At 63.0% G+C, this 20245-nt stretch carries 17 protein-coding genes; 6 read left to right on the top strand and 11 right to left on the bottom strand.

Annotation, left to right across the window (positions count from 1 at the left end):
• Positions 1-32: 32 nt before the first annotated feature.
• Both XI02_RS20710 and XI02_RS20705 read left to right on the top strand, forming a co-directional pair.
• Positions 33-3839, top strand: a complete 3807-nt coding sequence (locus tag XI02_RS20710; RefSeq protein ID WP_018271387.1) for a vitamin B12-dependent ribonucleotide reductase — start codon at positions 33-35, stop codon at positions 3837-3839.
• A 255-nt stretch (positions 3840-4094) separates the two neighbouring features.
• Positions 4095-5162: a hypothetical protein gene (locus XI02_RS20705; RefSeq protein WP_018271386.1), complete on the top strand. Its 1068-nt coding sequence runs from the start codon at positions 4095-4097 to the stop codon at positions 5160-5162.
• Between the two features lie 379 nt (positions 5163-5541).
• On the opposite strand, the gene XI02_RS20700 is transcribed toward XI02_RS20705, so the two are convergent.
• A complete protein-coding gene (locus tag XI02_RS20700; protein ID WP_129964994.1) occupies positions 5542-5751 on the bottom strand; it encodes a hypothetical protein in 210 nt (69 codons plus the stop codon).
• Between the two features lie 235 nt (positions 5752-5986).
• Here XI02_RS20700 and XI02_RS20695 point away from each other — a divergent pair, with 235 nt between their 5' ends.
• On the top strand, positions 5987-6835 hold the full coding sequence (locus tag XI02_RS20695; RefSeq protein ID WP_026192706.1) for an SDR family NAD(P)-dependent oxidoreductase: 849 nt from the start codon (positions 5987-5989) through the stop codon (positions 6833-6835).
• A 118-nt stretch (positions 6836-6953) separates the two neighbouring features.
• On the opposite strand, the gene XI02_RS20690 is transcribed toward XI02_RS20695, so the two are convergent.
• Positions 6954-7349 carry a lysozyme inhibitor LprI family protein gene (locus XI02_RS20690; RefSeq protein ID WP_244620887.1) on the bottom strand — a complete coding sequence of 132 codons (396 nt, stop codon included), beginning with the start codon at positions 7347-7349 and terminating at the stop codon, positions 6954-6956.
• A 477-nt stretch (positions 7350-7826) separates the two neighbouring features.
• The gene (locus XI02_RS20685) at positions 7827-8948 is read right to left on the bottom strand and encodes a metallophosphoesterase (RefSeq protein WP_026192704.1); all 1122 of its coding nucleotides are present in this window, start codon (positions 8946-8948) and stop codon (positions 7827-7829) included.
• Between the two features lie 483 nt (positions 8949-9431).
• On the opposite strand from XI02_RS20685, the gene XI02_RS20680 reads away from it, so the two are divergent.
• Both XI02_RS20680 and XI02_RS20675 read left to right on the top strand, forming a co-directional pair.
• Positions 9432-9707, top strand: coding sequence for a hypothetical protein (locus tag XI02_RS20680; protein WP_018271381.1), 276 nt, complete (start codon positions 9432-9434; stop codon positions 9705-9707).
• 256 nt (positions 9708-9963) lie between these two features.
• Entirely contained in the window at positions 9964-10959 is a 996-nt protein-coding gene (locus XI02_RS20675; RefSeq protein WP_018271379.1) for an LLM class flavin-dependent oxidoreductase, read from the top strand.
• Between the two features lie 192 nt (positions 10960-11151).
• Here the strand turns inward: XI02_RS20675 and XI02_RS20670 are convergent, their stop codons facing one another.
• The gene (locus XI02_RS20670) at positions 11152-12381 is read right to left on the bottom strand and encodes a S1C family serine protease (RefSeq protein WP_018271378.1); all 1230 of its coding nucleotides are present in this window, start codon (positions 12379-12381) and stop codon (positions 11152-11154) included.
• Between the two features lie 271 nt (positions 12382-12652).
• Between XI02_RS20670 and XI02_RS20665 the strand changes: the two genes are divergently transcribed.
• On the top strand, positions 12653-13003 hold the full coding sequence (locus tag XI02_RS20665) for a zinc ribbon domain-containing protein YjdM (protein WP_018271377.1): 351 nt from the start codon (positions 12653-12655) through the stop codon (positions 13001-13003).
• 11 nt (positions 13004-13014) lie between these two features.
• Here the strand turns inward: XI02_RS20665 and panD are convergent, their stop codons facing one another.
• The 7 genes from panD to XI02_RS20630 form a co-directional block, all read right to left on the bottom strand.
• Complete coding sequence (panD, locus tag XI02_RS20660; protein WP_051110167.1) at positions 13015-13404, bottom strand: aspartate 1-decarboxylase; 390 nt, start codon at positions 13402-13404, stop codon at positions 13015-13017.
• A gap of 242 nt (positions 13405-13646) precedes the next feature.
• A complete protein-coding gene (locus XI02_RS20655; RefSeq protein WP_018271375.1) occupies positions 13647-13949 on the bottom strand; it encodes a putative quinol monooxygenase in 303 nt (100 codons plus the stop codon).
• A 60-nt stretch (positions 13950-14009) separates the two neighbouring features.
• On the bottom strand, positions 14010-15293 hold the full coding sequence (locus tag XI02_RS20650; RefSeq protein WP_018271374.1) for a cystathionine gamma-synthase family protein: 1284 nt from the start codon (positions 15291-15293) through the stop codon (positions 14010-14012).
• 183 nt (positions 15294-15476) lie between these two features.
• Positions 15477-15737, bottom strand: a complete 261-nt coding sequence (locus tag XI02_RS20645) for a PepSY domain-containing protein (protein ID WP_016842771.1) — start codon at positions 15735-15737, stop codon at positions 15477-15479.
• Positions 15738-15866: 129 nt separating this feature from the next.
• The gene (locus XI02_RS20640; RefSeq protein WP_018271373.1) at positions 15867-16541 is read right to left on the bottom strand and encodes an ROK family protein; all 675 of its coding nucleotides are present in this window, start codon (positions 16539-16541) and stop codon (positions 15867-15869) included.
• Positions 16542-17005: 464 nt separating this feature from the next.
• A complete protein-coding gene (locus XI02_RS20635) occupies positions 17006-17743 on the bottom strand; it encodes a DUF6065 family protein (RefSeq protein WP_018271372.1) in 738 nt (245 codons plus the stop codon).
• 6 nt (positions 17744-17749) lie between these two features.
• Positions 17750-20143, bottom strand: coding sequence for an outer membrane beta-barrel protein (locus XI02_RS20630; RefSeq protein ID WP_129964993.1), 2394 nt, complete (start codon positions 20141-20143; stop codon positions 17750-17752).
• Between the last annotated feature and the right edge of the window lie 102 nt (positions 20144-20245).

Genomic DNA, 20245 nt, shown 5'->3' with positions numbered 1-20245 from the left:
GGGCCGGGCAGAAGAAGAGACGGGGCTCGACCATGCGAATCGAACGACGCAACACCACCAGCGGACAATCTCCCTATGCCGGGATCAATTTCCGCCTGACCACATCAGAGATCCGCAATCCGGACGGCTCGGTCGTGTTCCGCGCCGAGAACGTCGAGGTTCCGGAGTTCTGGTCGCAGGTCGCCTCCGACGTGCTGGCGCAGAAGTATTTCCGCAAGGCCGGCGTTGCCGCGCGCCTGAAGAAGGTCGAGGAAGAGACCGTGCCGTCGTGGCTGTGGCGTTCGGTGCCCGACACCGAGGCCCTCGCAGCGCTGCCCGAGAACGAGCGCATCGTCGGCGAGACCAGCGCAAAACAGGTGTTCGATCGCCTCGCCGGCTGCTGGACCTATTGGGGCTGGAAGGGCGGCTACTTCTCCACGGAAGAAGACGCCCTCGCCTTCTTCGACGAGCTGCGCTTCCAGCTCGCAAAACAGATGGTCGCGCCGAACTCGCCGCAATGGTTCAACACCGGGCTGCACTGGGCCTATGGCGTCGATGGCCCCGGCCAGGGCCACTATTACGTCGACTGGAAGACCGGCAAGCTGACCAAGTCGAAGTCGGCCTATGAGCATCCGCAGCCGCATGCCTGCTTCATCCAGGGCGTCGGCGACGACCTCGTCAACGAGGGCGGCATCATGGACCTCTGGGTGCGCGAGGCGCGCCTGTTCAAATACGGCTCCGGCACCGGCTCCAACTTCTCGAGCCTGCGCGGCGAAGGCGAAAAGCTCTCCGGCGGCGGCCGCTCAAGCGGCCTGATGAGCTTCCTCAAGATCGGCGACCGCGCCGCGGGCGCGATCAAGTCGGGCGGCACCACGCGCCGCGCCGCCAAGATGGTCGTGGTCGACGCCGACCATCCGGACATCGAGACCTATATCGACTGGAAGGTGAAGGAGGAGCAGAAGGTCGCCGCTCTCGTCACCGGCTCCAAGATCAACCAGAAGCACCTCAAGGCCGTGATGAAGGCCTGCGTGAACTGCGAAGGCAGCGGCGACGATTGCTTCGATCCGGAGAAGAACCCGGCGCTGCGCCGCGAGATCAAGCTCGCCCGCCGCAACCTCGTGCCGGACAACTACATCAAGCGCGTCATCCAGTTTGCAAAACAGGGCTACAAGGACATCCAGTTCGACACCTACGACACCGACTGGGATTCCGAGGCCTACCTCACCGTCTCCGGCCAGAACTCCAACAACTCGGTGTCGCTGAAGGACGATTTTCTGCGCGCGGTGGAAACGGACGGTGACTGGAATCTGGTCGGCCGCACCACCAAGAAAGTCACAAAAACGCTGAAGGCGCGCGACCTCTGGGAGAAGATCGGTTACGCCGCCTGGGCGAGCGCCGACCCCGGCCTGCACTTCAACACCACGATGAACGACTGGCACACCTGCAAGGCGTCCGGCGACATCCGCGCGTCCAATCCGTGCTCGGAATACATGTTCCTGGACGACACGGCGTGCAACCTCGCCTCCGCGAACCTGCTGACGTTCTACACCCCCTCCCTTCCCTCCCCCGCAGGCGGGGGAGGGTTGGGTGGGGGCCGCTTCGACATCGAGTCCTACGAGCATCTCTGCCGGCTCTGGACCATCGTGCTCGAAATCTCCGTCATGATGGCCCAGTTCCCGTCGAAGGCGATCGCCGAGCTGTCCTACGAGTTCCGCACGCTCGGCCTCGGCTTTGCAAACATCGGCGGCCTCTTGATGACCATGGGCCTGCCCTATGACTCGAAGGAAGGCCGCTCGCTGTGCGGCGCGCTGACCGCTGTGATGACCGGCATCGCCTACAAGACTTCGGCCGAGATGGCGGCCGAGCTCGGTACCTTCCCGGGCTACAAGAAGAACGCGGCGCACATGCTGCGCGTCATCCGCAACCACCGCCGCGCCGCCCACGGCAACGCGGCCGGCTACGAGGCGCTCTCGGTCAACCCGGTGCCGCTCGATCACGCTTCCTGCCCGCAGGAGGACATCGTCACCCACGCCAGGCTGGCCTGGGACGACGCGCTGGCGCTCGGCGAGGTCAACGGCTATCGCAACGCCCAGACCACGGTGGTGGCGCCGACCGGCACCATCGGCCTCGTGATGGATTGCGACACCACCGGCATCGAGCCCGACTTCGCGCTGGTGAAGTTCAAGAAGCTCGCCGGCGGCGGCTACTTCAAGATCATCAACCAGGCGGTGCCCTCGGCGCTGCGCGCGCTCGGCTATCGCGAGAGCGAGATCGCGGAGATCGAGGCCTACGCCGTCGGCCACGGCTCGCTGTCGAATGCGCCGGGCATCAACGCCTCGACGCTGAAGGCAAAAGGCTTCACCGATGAAGCCATCGCCAAGGTGGAAAAGGCGCTGCCGACCGCGTTCGACATCAAGTTCGCCTTCAACAAGTGGACCTTTGGCGAAGACTTCATCCGCGACCAGCTCGGCATCGGTGCCGAAGCCATTGCTGCTCCGGGCTTCGACCTGCTCCAGGCCGTCGGCTTCACCAAGCGCGAGATCGAGGCCGCCAACGTGCACATCTGCGGCGCGATGACGGTGGAAGGCGCCCCGCATCTGAAGGCCGAGCACTATCCCGTGTTCGACTGCGCCAATCCCTGCGGCAAAATTGGAAAACGCTATCTCTCGGTCGAGAGCCACATCAGGATGATGGCGGCCTCCCAGCCGTTCATCTCGGGCGCGATCTCCAAGACCATCAACATGCCGAACGACGCCACGGTGGAGGACTGCAAGTCCGCCTACCTGTTGTCGTGGAAGCTGGCGCTGAAGGCCAACGCGCTGTACCGCGACGGCTCGAAACTGTCGCAGCCGCTGAACTCGCAGCTCATCGCCGACGATGAGGACGAGGACGATGCGGTGGAAGCGCTGTACGAGAAGCCGATGGCCGCGCGTGCCGCCCAGGTCTCGGAGAAGATCGTCGAGAAGCTGGTCGAGCGCATCGTCGTGATGCGCGAGCGCGAGAAGATGCCTGATCGCCGCAAGGGCTACACCCAGAAGGCTGTGGTCGGCGGCCACAAGGTGTACCTGCGCACCGGCGAATATGACGACGGAAGGCTCGGCGAGATCTTCATCGACATGCACAAGGAGGGCGCGGCGCTGCGCTCCTTCATCAACAATTTTGCGATCGCAGTATCCCTGGGTCTGCAATACGGCGTGCCGCTGGAAGAGTATGTCGACGCCTTCACCTTCACCCGCTTCGAGCCGGCGGGCCCCGTGCAGGGCAACGACTCGATCAAGTACGCGACCTCGATCCTCGACTATGTCTTCCGCGAGCTCGCGGTGAGCTACATGGCGCGCTTCGACCTCGCCCATGTCGATCCGAACGAGTCTGGCTTCGACGCGCTCGGCAAGGGCGTCGAGGAAGGCAAGGAGCCGGATGAGGCCCCCGCCCAGCACCAGGCGACGAAATACCTGTCGAAGGGCCTGACCCGGTCGCGCACCGACAATCTCGTCGTCATGCGTGGCGGCTCGGCCGCGGTGAGCCAGGGCGCCGACAACGCGCCCGCCGGCAGTCGCGTCACCGCGCTCGCCTCCCACGGCGCAACCTCGCGCGGCGCCTCCGACACCGTCGAAGGCGCGGTCGCCCTGAAGCAGGAGGTCAGCCACGACCTCTCGCCGACCGAGAAGCTCGAGGCATTGAACTGGAGCAAGCCCGGCACCGCCGCAGCCGCCGCCCCGTCCAAGGCCGAGCGTCGCGCCGAAGCCAAGGCCAAGGGCTATGAAGGCGAGATGTGCTCGGAGTGCGGCAACTTCACGCTGGTCCGGAATGGCACCTGCATGAAGTGCGATACTTGCGGCAGCACGACGGGGTGTTCGTGAGGCGGACGGCTTGGGATTTAAAAAGGGCGGCCAATGGCCGCCCTTTTCTTTGAGATACCACGCAACTAATACGAGTATTCTTGGAGGCCATGGATATGGACGCCTCCTCACTCGCACAGAAATACCTCGTTTCGATAAGGAGGCGGAATGCCAGAAGTGCAAGGGTTGTTCGGTGGGACTCGACCGATCAAGAGCCTCCATCCGTCATTCCAATTCTTGAAGACATCACCGAGAAACAAGTCGACGCGTCGCTTAATGAATGACGCGTTCGCTGGATTTGTCGAAAAGGACGGCAATTTCGTCGAACAATTTCAAACGACGGGTTTCAACACACGCACGTTCGAACTGTATGTCAGTGAGTTGCTTCATTCGGAGGGGTTCGTCTTCGAAGGGAAGGAACCTCAGCCAGATTTCTGCGTGGTGAAGAACGGAGTGCGACTTGCGATCGAATGCACGACCGCGAACCCAACCGATGCAGGTAAAGGCGAACTTCACGTTTATCAACCCGTCAACGAGAAGGATCGCGATCCTGATGGAATTCGTGCGCGCCAAGAGAACGAAGTCCCGATAAGGGTTGCCGGCGCACTAAGAAGTAAGATGCTTCACCGCGTGAATAGAAAGAAAGATCCGAAGGCCTACTGGGAATTGCCGCACGTTGCTGGCGCGCCGTTCGTACTGGCTGTTCAAACCTTCCATGAGCACGGCTCTCTTGGGTTTTCCAATGCGGGAATCATTCGATATCTCTACGGACTTGAGCAGAGGCCGTCGTGGGACGAGGCAGGTAATCTGATAATCAAATCCTTTCCCGTTCTTGAACACGCATATAACGGTCGCACGATTCCCTCAGGCTTCTTCAATCAGCCGGGGTCGGAGAACATCTCAGCAGTTCTCTGGACCAATGCAGGAACGGTTGCAAAGTTTACGCGAATGGCCCTCGCCGGGCCTTATCCGGACGAAGACGTAACTGCCCTACGCGCGGGAGTGATGTTTGACTTTGATCCAAACGCGCACGCTCCTCTTCCTTTTGCCTACATTGTCGGAGATCCGGAGACACCGGTTGAAACTTGGGGGCAGGAAGCCAACCTCTTCCACAATCCAACAGCGAAGTATCCCATCGCCAATGGTCTGTTCGAGACCGTCACCGATTCCAGAGTCGTTGACGGACAATACAGTGATCTCATCAAGGGAAATTTCTCGCCAATCATGTCGATGTCCATGGTCTTCAGCGGACCAAGGCATCGACTAGGCGCGATACACAAGGGCGAGCAGGTAGTCGAAGTCCTTAGCGAGGCCTACAAACAAATGAACAAGCGCCCTGAGTAAGCCCATGTCCGATGCCTGCATGGCTCACCAACGTATCGGCGCCGCCAAGGGGCGGACTATTGCGCGCGGGCCGAATAGCCGCGTACCGCCTCTTTAGATCCGTTAAGGCAAGAGAAGATTTGCGCCAATTGATTGATGGTACCAGCTTTAACGCAAATCAATCTCGGCAGTTGGGGTTTCAATTCTAGTCCGCAAGACGCAAGGCCGATTAGGCGCAATCCGCCATTTCGCTCGCAACAATCTCGGTGGGTTACCGTTCCCTAACCCACCCTAACACAAAAAGCCCCGCCGCCACGGCGGGGCTCTTCGTTTGGGATGTCGCGGCCCGAGGACGAACGTCGATCGATCGGCGCCTCTATCCGAGCTCCCGCAGGGCAGCCTATTGCGTCCGCTCGTTGATAATGGGCGTCGCCGTCCGTTGCACCCGCTCATAGCGGCTGATTTGATCTTGCGAGAGTTTCTTCATGGCCAGTAATTCATCTGAGGTCTTGATCTTGAGCTGAGCGAAGATGGCCGACGGTGTCACCTCCTCGTCCATCGGCGATGGACTCGATCGAAGCGCAATCATCCGGTCAATGCGCTGCAGCAAGCATAGCCCGGATGAGCGAAGCGACATCCGGGACCAACACGCACCTCGCAAGATCAATCCCGCATATCGCTTCGCTCATGCGGGCTACTGCCTGCCCCCATCCTGCGCGCTAGATCACCATGACGCAGACGCAGACATCCGCGCGCTTCCCAATCGCTTGAAAGTGCGGTCATATGCCGTCCGGAGACACTAGGCGTTTGGGGCAAGGGTCTCGGCTTGCGGGAGGAGAATGCGCGTGAAAGAACTTGCTGGAAAGACCGCGTTCGTGACCGGCGCAGCGTCAGGCATTGGATTGGGGATCGCGACCGCTTTGGCTCAGGCGGGGGCTAAAGTCATGCTTTGCGATATTGAAGAAGCGGCTCTATCCGCGGCGCTCGAGCAATTGAGGCGCACCAACGTCGATGTCGACGGCGTGAAAGCGGACATCTCGATCAAATCCGAACTCGCGGCGGCCGCCGAAGCCACGACTGCCCGCTACGGCAAGGTGCATATCCTCGTCAACAACGCGGGCGTTGGTGGCGGTGGGCCCTATGGCACCTGGACCGACGCGTCGTGGGATTGGACTCTGGGCGTCAACCTGATGGCGACCATTTGGGGAATCGAGATTTTCGGACCGTTGATAGAGCAGCATGGCGAGGGTGGACACATTGTCTCCACTGCCTCGATCGCCGGTCTTATTTCAGGGGCGAGCAATGCATACAATGTTTCGAAATACGGCGTTGTCGCGCTGTCCGAGGGCCTGCGCCTTGAACTTGCGCCCCGCGGGATTGGCGTATCGGTGCTGTGTCCCGGGTTCATCCGGACGCAAATCGCGAACTCAAGGCGCAACCTTCCCAAGCGCTTCGAGGGGGCGGTCCGTGCCTTGCCGACGTCGGGCCCAATTGCCGAGCAGATCAATCTGATCCGCCAACGCGTCTCTCAGGGCATCGATCCCAACTATGTCGGTGAACTCGTCCGCGAAGGGGTCGAAAACGACTGGCCATATATCTTCACCGACCTCGAGTTTGAACCGATTGTCGACGCGCGCTTCGCCGCAATCAAGCAAGGCTTTGACCGGATCCGCGGGCGCACCCCGAAACGATGAGCGCGCAGCAAGCGTAGCCCGGATGAGAGCCAACGGGTCGCGCGAAATGCGCGCCCGACGACAGGCTCCGCGACGCAACTCACAAGATCAATCCCGCATGTCGCTTCGCTCATGCGGGCTACTGGCTGGCACGCTTTTCAAGAAGCAGCGTGCGGTCGGCGATATCCTTCAATTCGAACGCCTGGGAGTCGAGGAACGCGACGGACCCGTTGTTGGGGTCCGCGGCGAGGCGATGGGTTTCGCCCAGATGATGCTTCAGCCAGGCCCGCTGCTCGGTCTGCAATTGCGCGTGCGCCTCGCCCTTCGACCTTGCGAGAAGCGCTTGATAGGCGGTGTTGAGCCTGACGTCCCACTGCCCGATTGCGGCCTTGCCGCATGCGAGCATCTTCGTTGACGTCCCTTCGGCTTTGTCCATGCACGCATCATACGCGGTGCTTTGCTGCGCGCGCGCCGACAAGGTCCCGAGCACGAGCGCAGCTGCAACCAATACAAGCGTTCGCGAAAGCATGACCACGTCCAAATCACCCCACCCGCATCTCCGGACAACCATCGTTGCACAGGAGTGCCCGAAACAAAAGCCGGCAAGCGTAGCCCGGATGAGCCAACGGGTCGCGCGAACGCGCGCCCGATGACAGGCTCCGCGATATCCGGGACCAACGTCACCAGACGCACGACCAGCCCCGCTCTGCCCTCACCGACCCCGTCATCGCCCGGCTCGACCGGGCGATCCAGTACGCCGCGGCCTCCCGGCTCCAGCACCGGCGTCTCTGGAATACTGGATCACCCGCTTTCGCGGGTGATGACACCGACCTAGCCGTTTGACAGCAAGCGTAGCCCGGATGAGCGAAGCGATATCCGGGACCAGCATCACCGGATGCACGACCGGCCCCGCATATCGCTTCGCTCATGCGGGCTACTGCTGCCGCGGCGCGTTCATGCCTCAGGTATTCTTGTGACGGCGATGCGTTTGCATCATCGCACGCGAAGCAAATCACTCAGGTGCCACGCGCAACGTGATCCGCGTCAATTCCGACGGCCGGCCGAGCCGCAAGGCAAAGCCGGGCCAGAGCGCGGTGCCGTTGTTGACGTAGAGCGTCATCCCGTCGACATCGTAGCGGCCCGAGACGAAGCCGGCGTTGGCGCGCGCGGCGAGGCGATCGATCCCCAGGATCAATCCGCCATGGGTGTGTCCGGAGAGCTGCAGCGCCACGCCGAGCCGGGCTGCCTTTCGTGCGTCGCTCGGCTGGTGATCGAGCAGGACGACGGGCGCGCCCTTGGGGGCACCATCGAGAACCGCGGCAAGATCGCGGATCGAATGCCCCCGGTGGCGCGAGGCGCGGTCGGTAATCCCTGCGATCACCAGGCGGCCGGCGCCGCGTTCGAGCACGATGTGCCGGTTCTCGAGCGAGCGCAGGCCGAGCGCTTCGTAGTGCGCCATCCAGCCGTCATAGCCGAAGATATATTCGTGATTGCCCGAGATCACGTAGACGCCGTCGGCGGCCATCAGGTCGCGCAGCGGCGCGATGTCGCCCCGCCGCGCATCGATGGTGCCGTCGATCAGGTCGCCGGTGATCGCGATCAGGTCGGCGCCGAGCTTGTTCGACCGCTCGACCACGGCGCGCGCCCATGGCGCGGGAAACAGCCGGCTGATGTGCAGATCGGTCAGTTGCAGGATGGTGTAGCCGTCGAACTGCCGCGGAAGTCCGCTTATGCCGACCTCGACATCCCTGAGCGGCGGAATGCGCATCGCCTGATGCACGCCGATCGCGGCGGCGGCGGCCGCCACGCCAGCAAGTGCGTAGCGGACGCCGTCAGGCGCGCCGACGAAGCCGCCGTGGAACAGCGCTGTGACCAGCAGCCCGGCATCGAGCGCCAGTTGCAGCAGCGCCAGCAGCATGATCGCGCCGAACGCCCAGTTGAACAGCACGACCACCGGACGCGGAAACTCCGGCGAGAATTCCGATCCCGACGACAGCCTGTTCCAGCGGTGAAACTGCAAGGCGACCAGCACCAGCAGCGCGGCGACGATCTTTGCCGGGAGCGGCCAGTCGAGCGGCCAGATGAAGCGGGCCAGGATCAATAGGCTGGTCAGGCCGAAGATGAGTTGGGGAATAGGTCTCGCTCCGGATCGGATCGGTGAAGGCTGCGGGGTCGGCGCCCAGCGAAGGCAGGGTGGATCGGCCGCGCGCGTAAGCCGCCATCGTCTGCACATTTTCGGCAAGTTGGGCGTCGCTGAAGCGCCCTGCGCGCTGTCCCAGTAGCCCGGATGAGCGAAGCGACATCCGGGATCCGCCTCGCAAGAACACGCCACCGGCCCCCGCATATCGCTTCGCTCATGCGGGCTACGGGCTACAGACTGCGCGCGTTGCTGTGGAGCGCAAGCCGGAGGTCTCCTGGCACCTTCCATCAGCATTATCGCCCCTCCTGAAAAATGAACCTGAACGCCGCTCATTTTCATGCCAACTATTGAATATTGTTCATTTTTTGTTGGAACCGATGATGCAAACGACCTTCCGGATGGACGGATTGACCGGGTCCGAACGGGGTCATCACCAACAGGCGCGGTGCGGGCGATCTGCGACCGTATCTGCTGCAGGTGCTCCCGCTCATCCTGATCCCGCTCTGGCAGTCGATCTATCATGCGCCGCGCGCCGATCGCGCAGCGTTCGCCGCCGCGATGGCGCTGTACGTTCTGGCCAAGATCGCCGAGGTGCTCGACCATCAGATCGCGAACTCGCTCGGGTTCGTCAGCGGACACACCTTGAAGCACCTGCTCGCGACTTCAGCCACGGCCGCCATCGTCTGGGGGCTGACGCGACGATTCTCGGCCGGCGGCCGTCGAACGGCGGGCACTTCGACAATTTCGGAATAATGGAAACGTACCGCTGATTTGCCCGACGCGTCAAGTCGCTCTTCCGAGTGCCGGCGGCAACCTGCCCCTTTGCATGGGGTTGTTTTCGATATTTTGGGACGGGCAGCTCTGCTTCGTCGATCGCATCTGGCGGATTGACCGGCATGGCGACCGCATCCATATGCATCTGCATGAACCGGCCGTCGCCTGCCGTTTCGCATCCACCTGGACACAGCCAAATACCATCGGCTCCCGTCCCTAACGTTCCGGAGTCGCCGTGGCCGCCCTCTCCATTCTCGATCTCGTCCGCGTCACCGAGGAAACCGACGCGCGCGGCGCGCTCTATAACGCGCGCGATGTCGCCGTGCATGCGGAGGCGCTCGGCTATCGCCGCATCTGGGTGGCGGAGCACCACAACATGGCGGGCATCGCCAGCGCCGCGACGTCGGTCGTGATCGGGCACATCGCGGCGGGAACCAAGACCATCCGCGTCGGCGCCGGCGGCATCATGCTGCCGAACCACGCGCCCTACGTCATCGCCGAGCAGTTCGGCACGCTGGCGCGGCTGTTTCCGGACCGTATCGACCTCGGCCTCGGCCGCGCGCCGGGCACCGACCAGCTCACGCTGCGCGCGCTGCGCCGCACGCCGGAATCCGCCGAGAACTTTCCGCAGGACGTGCTCGAGGTGCAGGCCTTCCTCGCCGCGGCCGGTCCCAACCAGCGCATCCAGGCGGTGCCGGCCGCGGGCACCGACGTGCCGCTGTGGATTCTCGGCTCGAGCAATTTCGGCGCGATGCTGGCCGGCGAGCTCGGCCTGCCCTACGCCTTCGCCTCGCACTTCGCCCCCGAACTGCTGATCCAGGCGCTGCAGATCTATCGCGCCCGCTTCAAGCCGTCGGAGCAGCTCGCGCATCCCTACACCATGGTCGGCGTCAACATCATCGCCGCCGACACCGACGAGGAGGCGCGGCGGCTGGCGACCACGCAGCAGATGTCGTTCACCAACATCTTCCGCGGTGCGCGCGGCCTCAGCCAGCCGCCGATCGACGACATCGAGAGCTACTGGTCGCCGGCGGAGAAGGTGCAGGCGATGCGGATGCTCGCGCGCTCCATCATCGGCTCGCCCGCGACGGTGCGCGCCGGCATCGACGCGCTGGTCGCGGAGACCGGCGCCGACGAGCTGATGATCGTGTCCGACGTCTACGATCACCAGAAGCGGCTGCGATCGTTCGAGCTGATCGCCAAGGCCGGCGGGATCACGCCGCAGACCTAGCCCTGAACGGCAGGGCTATCGCATATGGGAGGAGATGGACTTGTCCGCACCGTCATGGCCGGGCTTGTCCCGGCCATCCACGTCTTTCTTCGCCTGGAAACAAAGACGTGGATGCCCGGGACAAGCCCGGGCATGACGAGTTTGTGGAGCGATCGAGCTCATATGCGATGGCCTTGCCCTGGACGGGCGGGATCACTTCGGCGCGCCGGCAGGCGCCTGCGACTGCGCGAGCTGGCCGAGCGTGACGCTCAGCGAATTCGGCGCATGGTCCCGCAGCATCGAAAGCTTGACCGAACTGCCCGGCGCTCCCGCATAAACCTTCTTGGTCAGCTCGTTGGCGCTCTTGATCGGCTCGTCATTGACCGAGGTGATCACGTCCCCCCGCTTCAATCCGGCCTTCGCGGCCGGGCCGCCGGTCTGCACGCCGACCACGACCGCGCCGTGCAGATTGTCCGCACCTAAGCTTTCGGCAATGCCGGGGGTGATCGATTGAATCTGGGCGCCCATCCAGCCGCGCGTGACCGTGCCCTTGTCCTTCAGCTGCGGGATCACCGTCTTCACGGTATCGGCGGGTATCGCGAACGCGACACCGACCGAGCCGCCGGAGGGCGAGAAGATCAGGCTGTTCACGCCGATCACCTCGCCATGCGTGTTGAAGCTCGGCCCGCCGGAATCGCCGCGGTTGATCCGCGCGTCGATCTGGACGAAATCTTCCGAAGATCCCGTCTCCAGGTCGCGCGCACGCGCCGAGACGATCCCTGCGGTGACGGTGTTTCCGAGGCCGAATGAATTGCCGGCCGCGAGCACCCAATCGCCGGTGCGCGGCGGTTGATCGGCGAGCTTGACATAGCTGAAGTCGGTCCGCCCATCGACCTTGAGCAGAGCCAGGTCGCTGACCGGATCCTTGCCCAGCACTTTCGCCTTGTAGACCTTGTTGTCGCTGGTGCGAACGTCGGCGCGGTCGCTGCCGCCGAGGACGTGATTGTTCGTCACCGCATAGCCGTCCGCCGAGATGAAGAAGCCCGAACCGATCGATGTCATCTCACCCAGCTTCGGCAGATTGCCCGGTCCGCGCCTGCCGGGATTCGGAACGGCCCTCCCCGGCGTGTCCTGATCGGGCAAGTCATCCGGCCCAGAAGAGTCGCCGGGAGACTGGCCGGGAGAAGAATCGTCGTCATCCGCCGCAGCGACCTTGGCGTTGACGCCAATCACGGCCGGCCCAACCTTCTCCGCAAGGTCGGCGAACTCGCCGGGACCACCATTGCCATGATCCGCGCGCGAAGCTGCCGGCTGTGCGTGGGCAAGGCTTGCGCTCACAAGGCTTGCGCTTACAAGGCTTGCGCTCACCAGCAACGCCGACGTGAAGGCACTGGTGACGAGCGACGTGCGAAGGCTGCCGAAAGCCGGGTCTCTGTGATTCATCTTCCGCGTCCATGTTTGGGATCAGCCGATTGCTTTGGATGAGTTGCCGGCCCGGACGCGACGATCAGTGAACCGTTCCCTGCAGCACAGGGGCGCAATGCCGAGCGACGAACGGCAACGGATAGAGCGACAGACCGTTCCATCGGCATTCGCGGTAGACGGGCGGCTTGCCACCTTTGCGCCCTTTTGCGCATTAAATCGCCGGATTTTCGCTTGCTTTGCCCGCCTGCGCCCCTACGGTGCGCCCGCAACGACGGAGACGATCTCGACCATGGACGCCGCAATGAACTGCCCGAAATGCAATTCCGAGCATGCCTATCAGGACGGCGTTCTCTGGGTCTGCCCGGAATGTGCCCATGAGTGGAGCACCGACGCGGCCGCGGCCGCCGAGACCGCGCCGGAAGCTGGCGTGCGCGATGCGCACGGCAACCCGCTGACCGACGGCGACAGCGTGATCGTGATCAAGGACCTCAAGGTCAAGGGCTCGTCGTCGGTGGTCAAGGGTGGCACCAAGGTCAGGAACATCCGCCTCACCGAGGGCAGCGACGGACACAACATCGCCTGCAAGATCGACGGCATCGGCGCGATGAATCTGAAATCGGAGTTCGTCAAGAAGGCCTGACGCAGCCGGGCTTACGCATCCGCCAATGCTTTCGCCGGTGAGGCGGCGGCCTTCGCGATGGGCCGGTTCTCGTCGTCGACCAGCACGACCCGCGGATGAAACTTGCGCGCCTCGTCGGCGTCGAAGCTGGCATAGGCGACGATGATGACCTTGTCGCCGGCCATGGCGAGCCGCGCGGCCGCGCCGTTGAGGCCGATGGTGCCCGATCCCGCCGGCGCCTCGATCACGTAGGTCGAGAAGCGCGCGCCGGTGTCGACATTATAGATGTCGACGCGTTCATTGATGAGGAAACCGGCGGCCTCGATCAAATTGCGGTCGATCGAAATCGATCCCTCGTAATGCAAGTCCGCTTCCGTGACGTGCGCGCGATGAATCTTGCCCTTCATCAAAGTCACTTGCATCGAGACCATCCCGTATCGTTGCGTCGGAATTTTCCGCGCCGCCAATAACGGCGCGCCGCCTCCGCGTCAACGTTGTCCGGGTGTACGCTCGCTTCGAGCGCAGCACCATCGCGATCGGTTTGTCCTGAAATTGCCGACCGCGCCGGTCTGCAATGCTCCGCGCCGCCCAAATCGGAGAATGAATGCGCTGCGGCGAAGCCTTTCCGGAGCAGGCTATTATTTGTGACCCGGCGGCGAACGCCCTACTCCCGCTTGCTCGCAATCTCGTTCGCCAAGACCAGGATCACCTCGCCGTCGAGGATCGGCTTCGCGACCTCAAAGAACCGCGCCACGGCCGGCGAATTGTTGTGCCGGTCCATGGCTGCCTGATCCGGGTATCGCTCATACGTCGAAAATATCCGGGGACTGTCGACATCCTGCGAGACGTAGTAGCCGAGGGTGGACGGCTCGTTGGCGCGGACATGCTCGACGACATCGAGCAATGCCTGACGCATCGCCGCCTCATGGCCCTTCTTCGCGCGGATGATCGCCGTAATCGCTAGCATGCACTCTCTCCGGAATTGGTAGCCCGTTCGCTCGACCCATCCTACACGCTTTTGACTAGCTCACACCCTGCTCAACGCCTGCGCGATGTCGGCCACCAGGTCGGATGGATGCTCGATCCCGATCGAGAGCCGGATCGTCGAATCCAGCACGCCGATCCGCTTGCGGATATCGGCCGGTACGCCGGAATGCGTCATGGTGGCCGGCAGGCTCGCGAGCGACTCGGTGCCGCCGAGACTGACCGCGAGCTTGAATATCTGCAGCGCGTTGAGGAATTTCTCCGCCGCCTGCTGCCCGCCGACGATGTCGAACGAGAAGGTCGAACCGGCGCCGCTGCTTTGGCTCGCGAACACACGCCCCGCGGGGGACGCCGGATCGTGATGGCCGAGATAATGCACCTGCGCCACCTTGGGGTGATCGCGCAGATAGTCGGCGACGATCCGCGCGTTGCGGTCGGCCTTTTCCATGCGCAGGCTGAGCGTTTCCAGCGAACGGCTGATCATCCAGCAGGAATGCGGATCGAGCTGGGTGCCGATCGCGCCGCGCAGCGCCTTGACGTCCTTCATCAGCTTCTTCGAGCCGAGCGCCGCGCCCGCAATCAGGTCGGAATGGCCGCCGACATATTTCGTCAGCGAGTACAGCGACAGATCGGCGCCGTGCTCGATCGGCCGCTGAAACACGGGCCCGAGCAGCGTGTTGTCGCAGGCGATGATCGGCGTATGGCCCTGTGCCTTGCCGATCGCGTCGGCGATGCGCCGCGTCAGCGCGATATCGACCAGGCCGTTGGTCGGATTGGCCGGCGTCTCGATGAAGATCATCGCGACGCGGCCCTTCTTCATCGCCTCGTCGGCAGCGGCGCGGATGACACTCTCGTCGAGGCCGTCGGCAAAGCCCACGGCGTGAATCGAGAAGCCCGCCAGCGTCCTGGTGAACAGCGTCTCGGTGCCGCCATAGAGCGGCTGCGAATGCAGGATCACGTCGCCGGGCCGCGCGAAGGCCAGCACCGTGGTCGAGATCGCCGACATGCCGGAGGAGAACAGCGCGCAGCTCTCGGTGCGCTCGTAGATCGCAAGCCGGTCCTCGACGATCTCGCTGTTCGGATGATTGAAGCGCGAATAGACCAGCCCCGCTCCCATGCCTTCCGGAGGCTCGCGCCGGCCCGCGACAAAGTCGAAAAAGTCCTTGCCGTCCTCGGCGGTGCGGAACACGAAGGTCGAGGTCAGGAACACGGGCGGTTTGACGGCGCCCTCCGACAGCTGCGGATCGTAGCCGTAGTTCAGCATCTGGGTTTCCGGATGCAGCAGGTGATTGCCGATATGGGTTTTGGACGGAAACGGTTTTGTCATGGCCGGTCTCCTGTTCACGGGCCGCCGCGCTGACGGCGATTCCCGGAATGATGGGACCAGCATACCCCAGCTTTATGCCATTCAGCCAAAGCACGGCATCAGACAGTTCTGGATAACGAACGGCCGGCGTGCGCCCTGCTCCGCCGGCCGTTCCGAATTGTCACGCAGTGGTGAAGACGCGGGCTACCAGCCGCGATCCACGTTGCGCACCTCGCCGGTCCGCGCATCGACATCGACCTGCATCCAGCGGCCGAGGCGATCACGCCCCTCGACCTCCCACTCGTCGCCGAGGAACTGGGTGTTGGACACCGTCACGATGCCGAGATTGGTCGCGACATCGAGCGCGGCTTCCATCGAGATCTGGCTGCCGGAATCGTAGGCCATCGCCGGCGTCGCTGCGCCGATCGCCAGGGCCGCGATCGCGGGAATAATGAAACTTCGCATGGCTCACTCCTCATGGAACGGGATGTTATGCCGCATAAAACGAGCGGCGCACCCATCAGTTCCGACAACAGGGGTGACGAAGCAGCGCGAAACTTCGGCAGTTGCGGCGATTTGGTGGCGGTTCCGGTTTCATCGACGCGCGCCGTTCGCCTTGCGCGCTCTCTTCTTCCACATCCGAAATCCGCCCTCGAATGCGTTGGCGTTGTCGCCGAACCTCACCTTGGGCGGCGGGTTGTCGACCTTGTCGGCATTGCCGCCGCCGAGCACGATGTACTCGGGCTCCAGCGCGGCGGACAGCCGCGCGATGACGTCGTCGACGCTCTTGCGCCATTTCTTCCGGCCGCGGCGCTCGAAACCCGCGACGCCGACATAATCCTCGAACGTCGCGCCCTTGCGGTACGGCAAATGACCAAGCTCCATCGGCTCGTAAACACCATCCACGATCATCGCGGAGCCGAGGCCGGTGCCGAGGCCGAGAAACAGCATCCGGCCGCCCTGATAGCTGCCGATCGCCTGCATCAGCGCATCGTTGACGACCCTGGTCGGGCGGCCGAACGCCCGGTGAAAATCGAAGCCGGCCCAGCCGCGTCCGAGATTGTGAGGCTCGGTCAGCGGACGGTTGTGAACGACGGGTCCCGGATAGCCGACCGAGATCACATCATATGACCAGTCCTTGGTGAGCAGCTTGACCTGCCGCACCATCTCGGTCGCGGACAGCGTTGGACCTGACTCGAATTCGCGCTTGATGCGCTCCTTGTCGGTCATAACCTTCACATGCGTGCCGCCGACGTCGATCGCCAGCACGGTGCGCTCCGATGCGGGCGCTCGCGCTTTCGTGCTTGTTGTCCTGCTTGCTTTCTTCCTTGCTTTCTTCCTTGCTTTCCTGGCCATCGATCCGCTCTCTCTCGTGCGCACCGAGTGGAACAGAGAAACGCTGCGCGCGCCACGGCGATGTTCTGCATCTGACTCCAATTTGTTCGCAAAGAACGAATCGGAATCGCGCAAATCGGCGCCGCCAAAACCTTAACAAGGCGTGCACGTCTGCCGCATCAGAGCGACCGAATGGAGGCAAGCTGAACGCAGGCGACGTCGTTTACAGCAAGCTTGCCGGATCACGTCGCGGCCCAACGGATCCGATCGAACAACCCTTCGACCCGGGTGCAGACGCGGTAGAGACAAGGGCTGAGCAGATCGGGGCGCTGCGATTGCGCTTCGTTCGGCCCGATGTCGGCCCTGCGCTGTCGGCATAATTCTGCGCGTCGGCCGGCCTAATCCTTTGACACGAAATCCTTCAGGCGAAGCCGGCTTCGGTGGTCCGCATGCGCTTCCTCGCCCGACGGATTGAGGCCACGAAAATATGTTTTTTGCCAGCGCTGCTGCGTTGCTCCCGATCCCGGATCCTGCAGATCGGTATTGAAGGCGTTGCGACCTTCGGACCACAGCCTGTGCTCGCGCTCGATGTCGGGTGCTTTCGACAATGGCAACGTCTCCGGCTCGATCCGCTCGAGGCTGCCACGCTCAATCGGAAAAAGATGGCAATATGGCTCGCCCTGCTCAAATCGTATCTTTGTATTCGAGCGCGTGAATCGCCAATTCATCGTGAAGGTGTACGGCGACCAATCCGTCTCGATGATCCCGCTCAACGGCGCAATGGCATCTTTCGGCCTGTTGATGGGTCCGGTGACAAAGAGGTCGAAACCGGGATCGGTGCGGAACAGGCACGGGACGTGGAAGGTCAACACGCCATGTCCGAAGTGGCTCACAGCCGGCGCGTCGGTGCCGAGATCAGGCTTGATCCGAATGGTTTCCTTGTGATTGAGCCCGTCCCAGCGAGCCGAGAAGCCCGACGGACAGAGCAGCTCCCAGCCATGGGCGTTTGCAATGTTGAGCGGCAGGCAACGGTACGCATAACGTTGGTCGGTCGCATCCATCCAGTCGCGGTCGGGCGATGCAGGGCGGATCCGAACCGCATGGCCGTCCAATGTGTAGGCGATGAGCTTCGGCATCGGGCCTCATTGCGAAAACCAGCCCCGACCGCTGTTTGGCGGACCGGCAAATTTGTAGCTCAACCCTACGCGAACGATTTCCTCAGTCAATTTGGCCGAGTGCGTCCATGCGAATGGGCTTAGCGCGCCCACGTTTTGTGGTGCCGGAGCCGTCCGATCACCGAGATCGACATGGAGATACTCGAACTTGGCCGTCCACGGGCCGCTCACAACAGTCTCCCAGCCGAGGCCCGCCGTCCAGCCAGGTTTCACGCGGGAGTCGGAGCCCGCGAATCTAAAGCCCGTGGATCCGGGAAAATCAATTGCAGTCGAAAAGGCATAGTCCGCATAGGCCAATCCTGCAGTCGCGTACAGCATATTCGATGGGTTTACGAGCAACCCCAGGCGTCCGCGGACGGTGCCGAGGTAATTCGATCGGAAACTGTTTTCCCAGGTGTTGGATACCCCGGCCGCGAGCGGGAACGGTCCCCGCAACTCGGATGATCGTAGATCGGTGTAGTTGATATCCGTTTCGAGCCCAATGACTGTCTTGTCGTATTGCACATTGCAGGAGACGCCAGCGCCCGCCGTAATCCCTCCAGCGCGTTGTGAAGCGGCCGAAGTCGCCTGCTGGGCGGCAAGTTGCGGGACGGCTCCGGCGATTTGCGCAAAATCAACGATGACGTCGTTTGGAGCGGAATCGAAGCGAGCCTTGGCCGAACCATAACCGGCATTCACGCCGACGCTGCAGCCGGTCCAGCCAAAGGGGACGACCGGTAGCGGCGGCGCCTTGACTGGCATATACGCGGCAAAGGCGGAACTCGCCTCGTCGAACCGCATCCGGAAATGCGCTTTCGCCTCCCAGGCATCGATGCCAGGCGTGAAGAATGACAGATAGCCGCCCGACAGCCACAGTTCGGCTTGTGACCCGAGCTGGGCGCGGACGCCGCCGCGCAATTGTCCATGCCAGCGTGTGAGCCCGACGTCGGTGCCGTCGATCGTGGTGACAGTATCGACCAACTGCTGAGTGTCGTACCGCAACGTGGCCTGGACGAACGGCTGCAGCAGAAGTCGCTGGTCGAGCACAAAGTCTCGATTGACCTCCACGGAACCTTCGACGTGACCCCAGCTATAACCTTGGCCGGGGATCGGAAATCCCTGACTGCTTGTAACACCCGAGACCTCGTCGTGCGCATGAAAAAGCGTGAACCGGGGCAGGACACGCATCCACGGCGTATCGATGATCTGGGTGATGCTCGTGGACAGGAAGGCGCGGTCGACTGGCATGTTGGCGCCGTGCCCGAACACGTCGAAGGCACGGTCGAGCCGCACGTAGCCGAGCCAGGCATCGAACAGCGTCGTTGGGCTGATGAGCCACCCCAGATAGGGCCCTCCGCCGATTCCCGACTGGTAGATCGACGCATTCAGTCCGTCGTACGTGACTTTGGTGCTTTCCGGATTGAACGCAAAGCCCACAACGAGGTCCGGGCTGACACGATAGTCGAGCCCGTATGTAAGTTCCTGTAGCGTGCCTTGCGACGTGAGCCCGACAACCCGGTCGGTGTAGTTGACCTGGCGCGGTGTCATCCAGGCATGCCAGCCGTGGCCCATCGATGCCGAGGTCGGACTGGTGGCGACGCTTGCGTACTGGTTGAACCCGGCGAGAATCGCGTCCGAGATGAAGTAACTGCGCGCAAAGTCGGTCCCGAGCGCGCGTGCGAGATTCGCGTGCGGCACCGGCATGGGTGGTGGCGGCCCAGGTGGTGGTGGTGGTGGTGGCGGCGGCGGCGGTGGAGGCGGTGGAGGCGGTGGAGGCGGCGGTGGTGGTGGCGGCGGTGGCGGCGGGAACGGTCCGGGATGTGGAAATGGTATGAAGCCGTTCCAGTGCCGCGGAAGCCGCGGAATTGGCCCCGGCGGCCCCGGCGGCGGCGGTGGCGATATCGAACATAGCTGGTTGGTGAATGCATTCACCTCATTCGAGACCGACTTCTCGCCGACCAGCGGTCCCAGGACGCCGCCATAGGCCCTGAACTTCTCATGGTCATCGAACGACGGCGGAAACACCTCGGTTGCAGTGTCTGTTCGCAAATCGAGGAAGGTGGGTCCGCCGCTGAGCGTTCCGCTCTTGCTGAAGCGCCACATGAAACCAGTCTGCGGATCGCCCTGCACGCTGCTCGCGTTAATGCAATAGTCATTGGTCGCGGAACGATAGCCATCGAAGCCCAGATGGATTCTGTCCGCGCCGATCGCGACGTTGCCGGAAACGAGCGACGCCGCGGTCCCCAACAAAAAAGGGCGGACCCGCGTCTGCCAATGTCGCTCCGTCGAAGCGGAACATGCGCGCTGTCGATTGGATCCGACCGCGGCTTCGGCTGGCTTCGTCGATGGAATCAAGGCCGATCGAGTTCGCGGTGCATCCATCCGCGGTCTCCACAAATCAGCCCCACCCCACGCTAGCGCTCCGGGATGAAACATTCAGTCACATAATTGCGGTGCGATGAATTGCTACCTTAAATCGTTTTC

It is taken from the genome of Bradyrhizobium sp. CCBAU 21365 (assembly GCF_015291305.1).
Classification (GTDB): domain Bacteria; phylum Pseudomonadota; class Alphaproteobacteria; order Rhizobiales; family Xanthobacteraceae; genus Bradyrhizobium; species Bradyrhizobium elkanii.
Note: the sequence above shows the minus strand (reverse complement) of the source record. Positions and strands in the feature narration are given on the sequence as shown.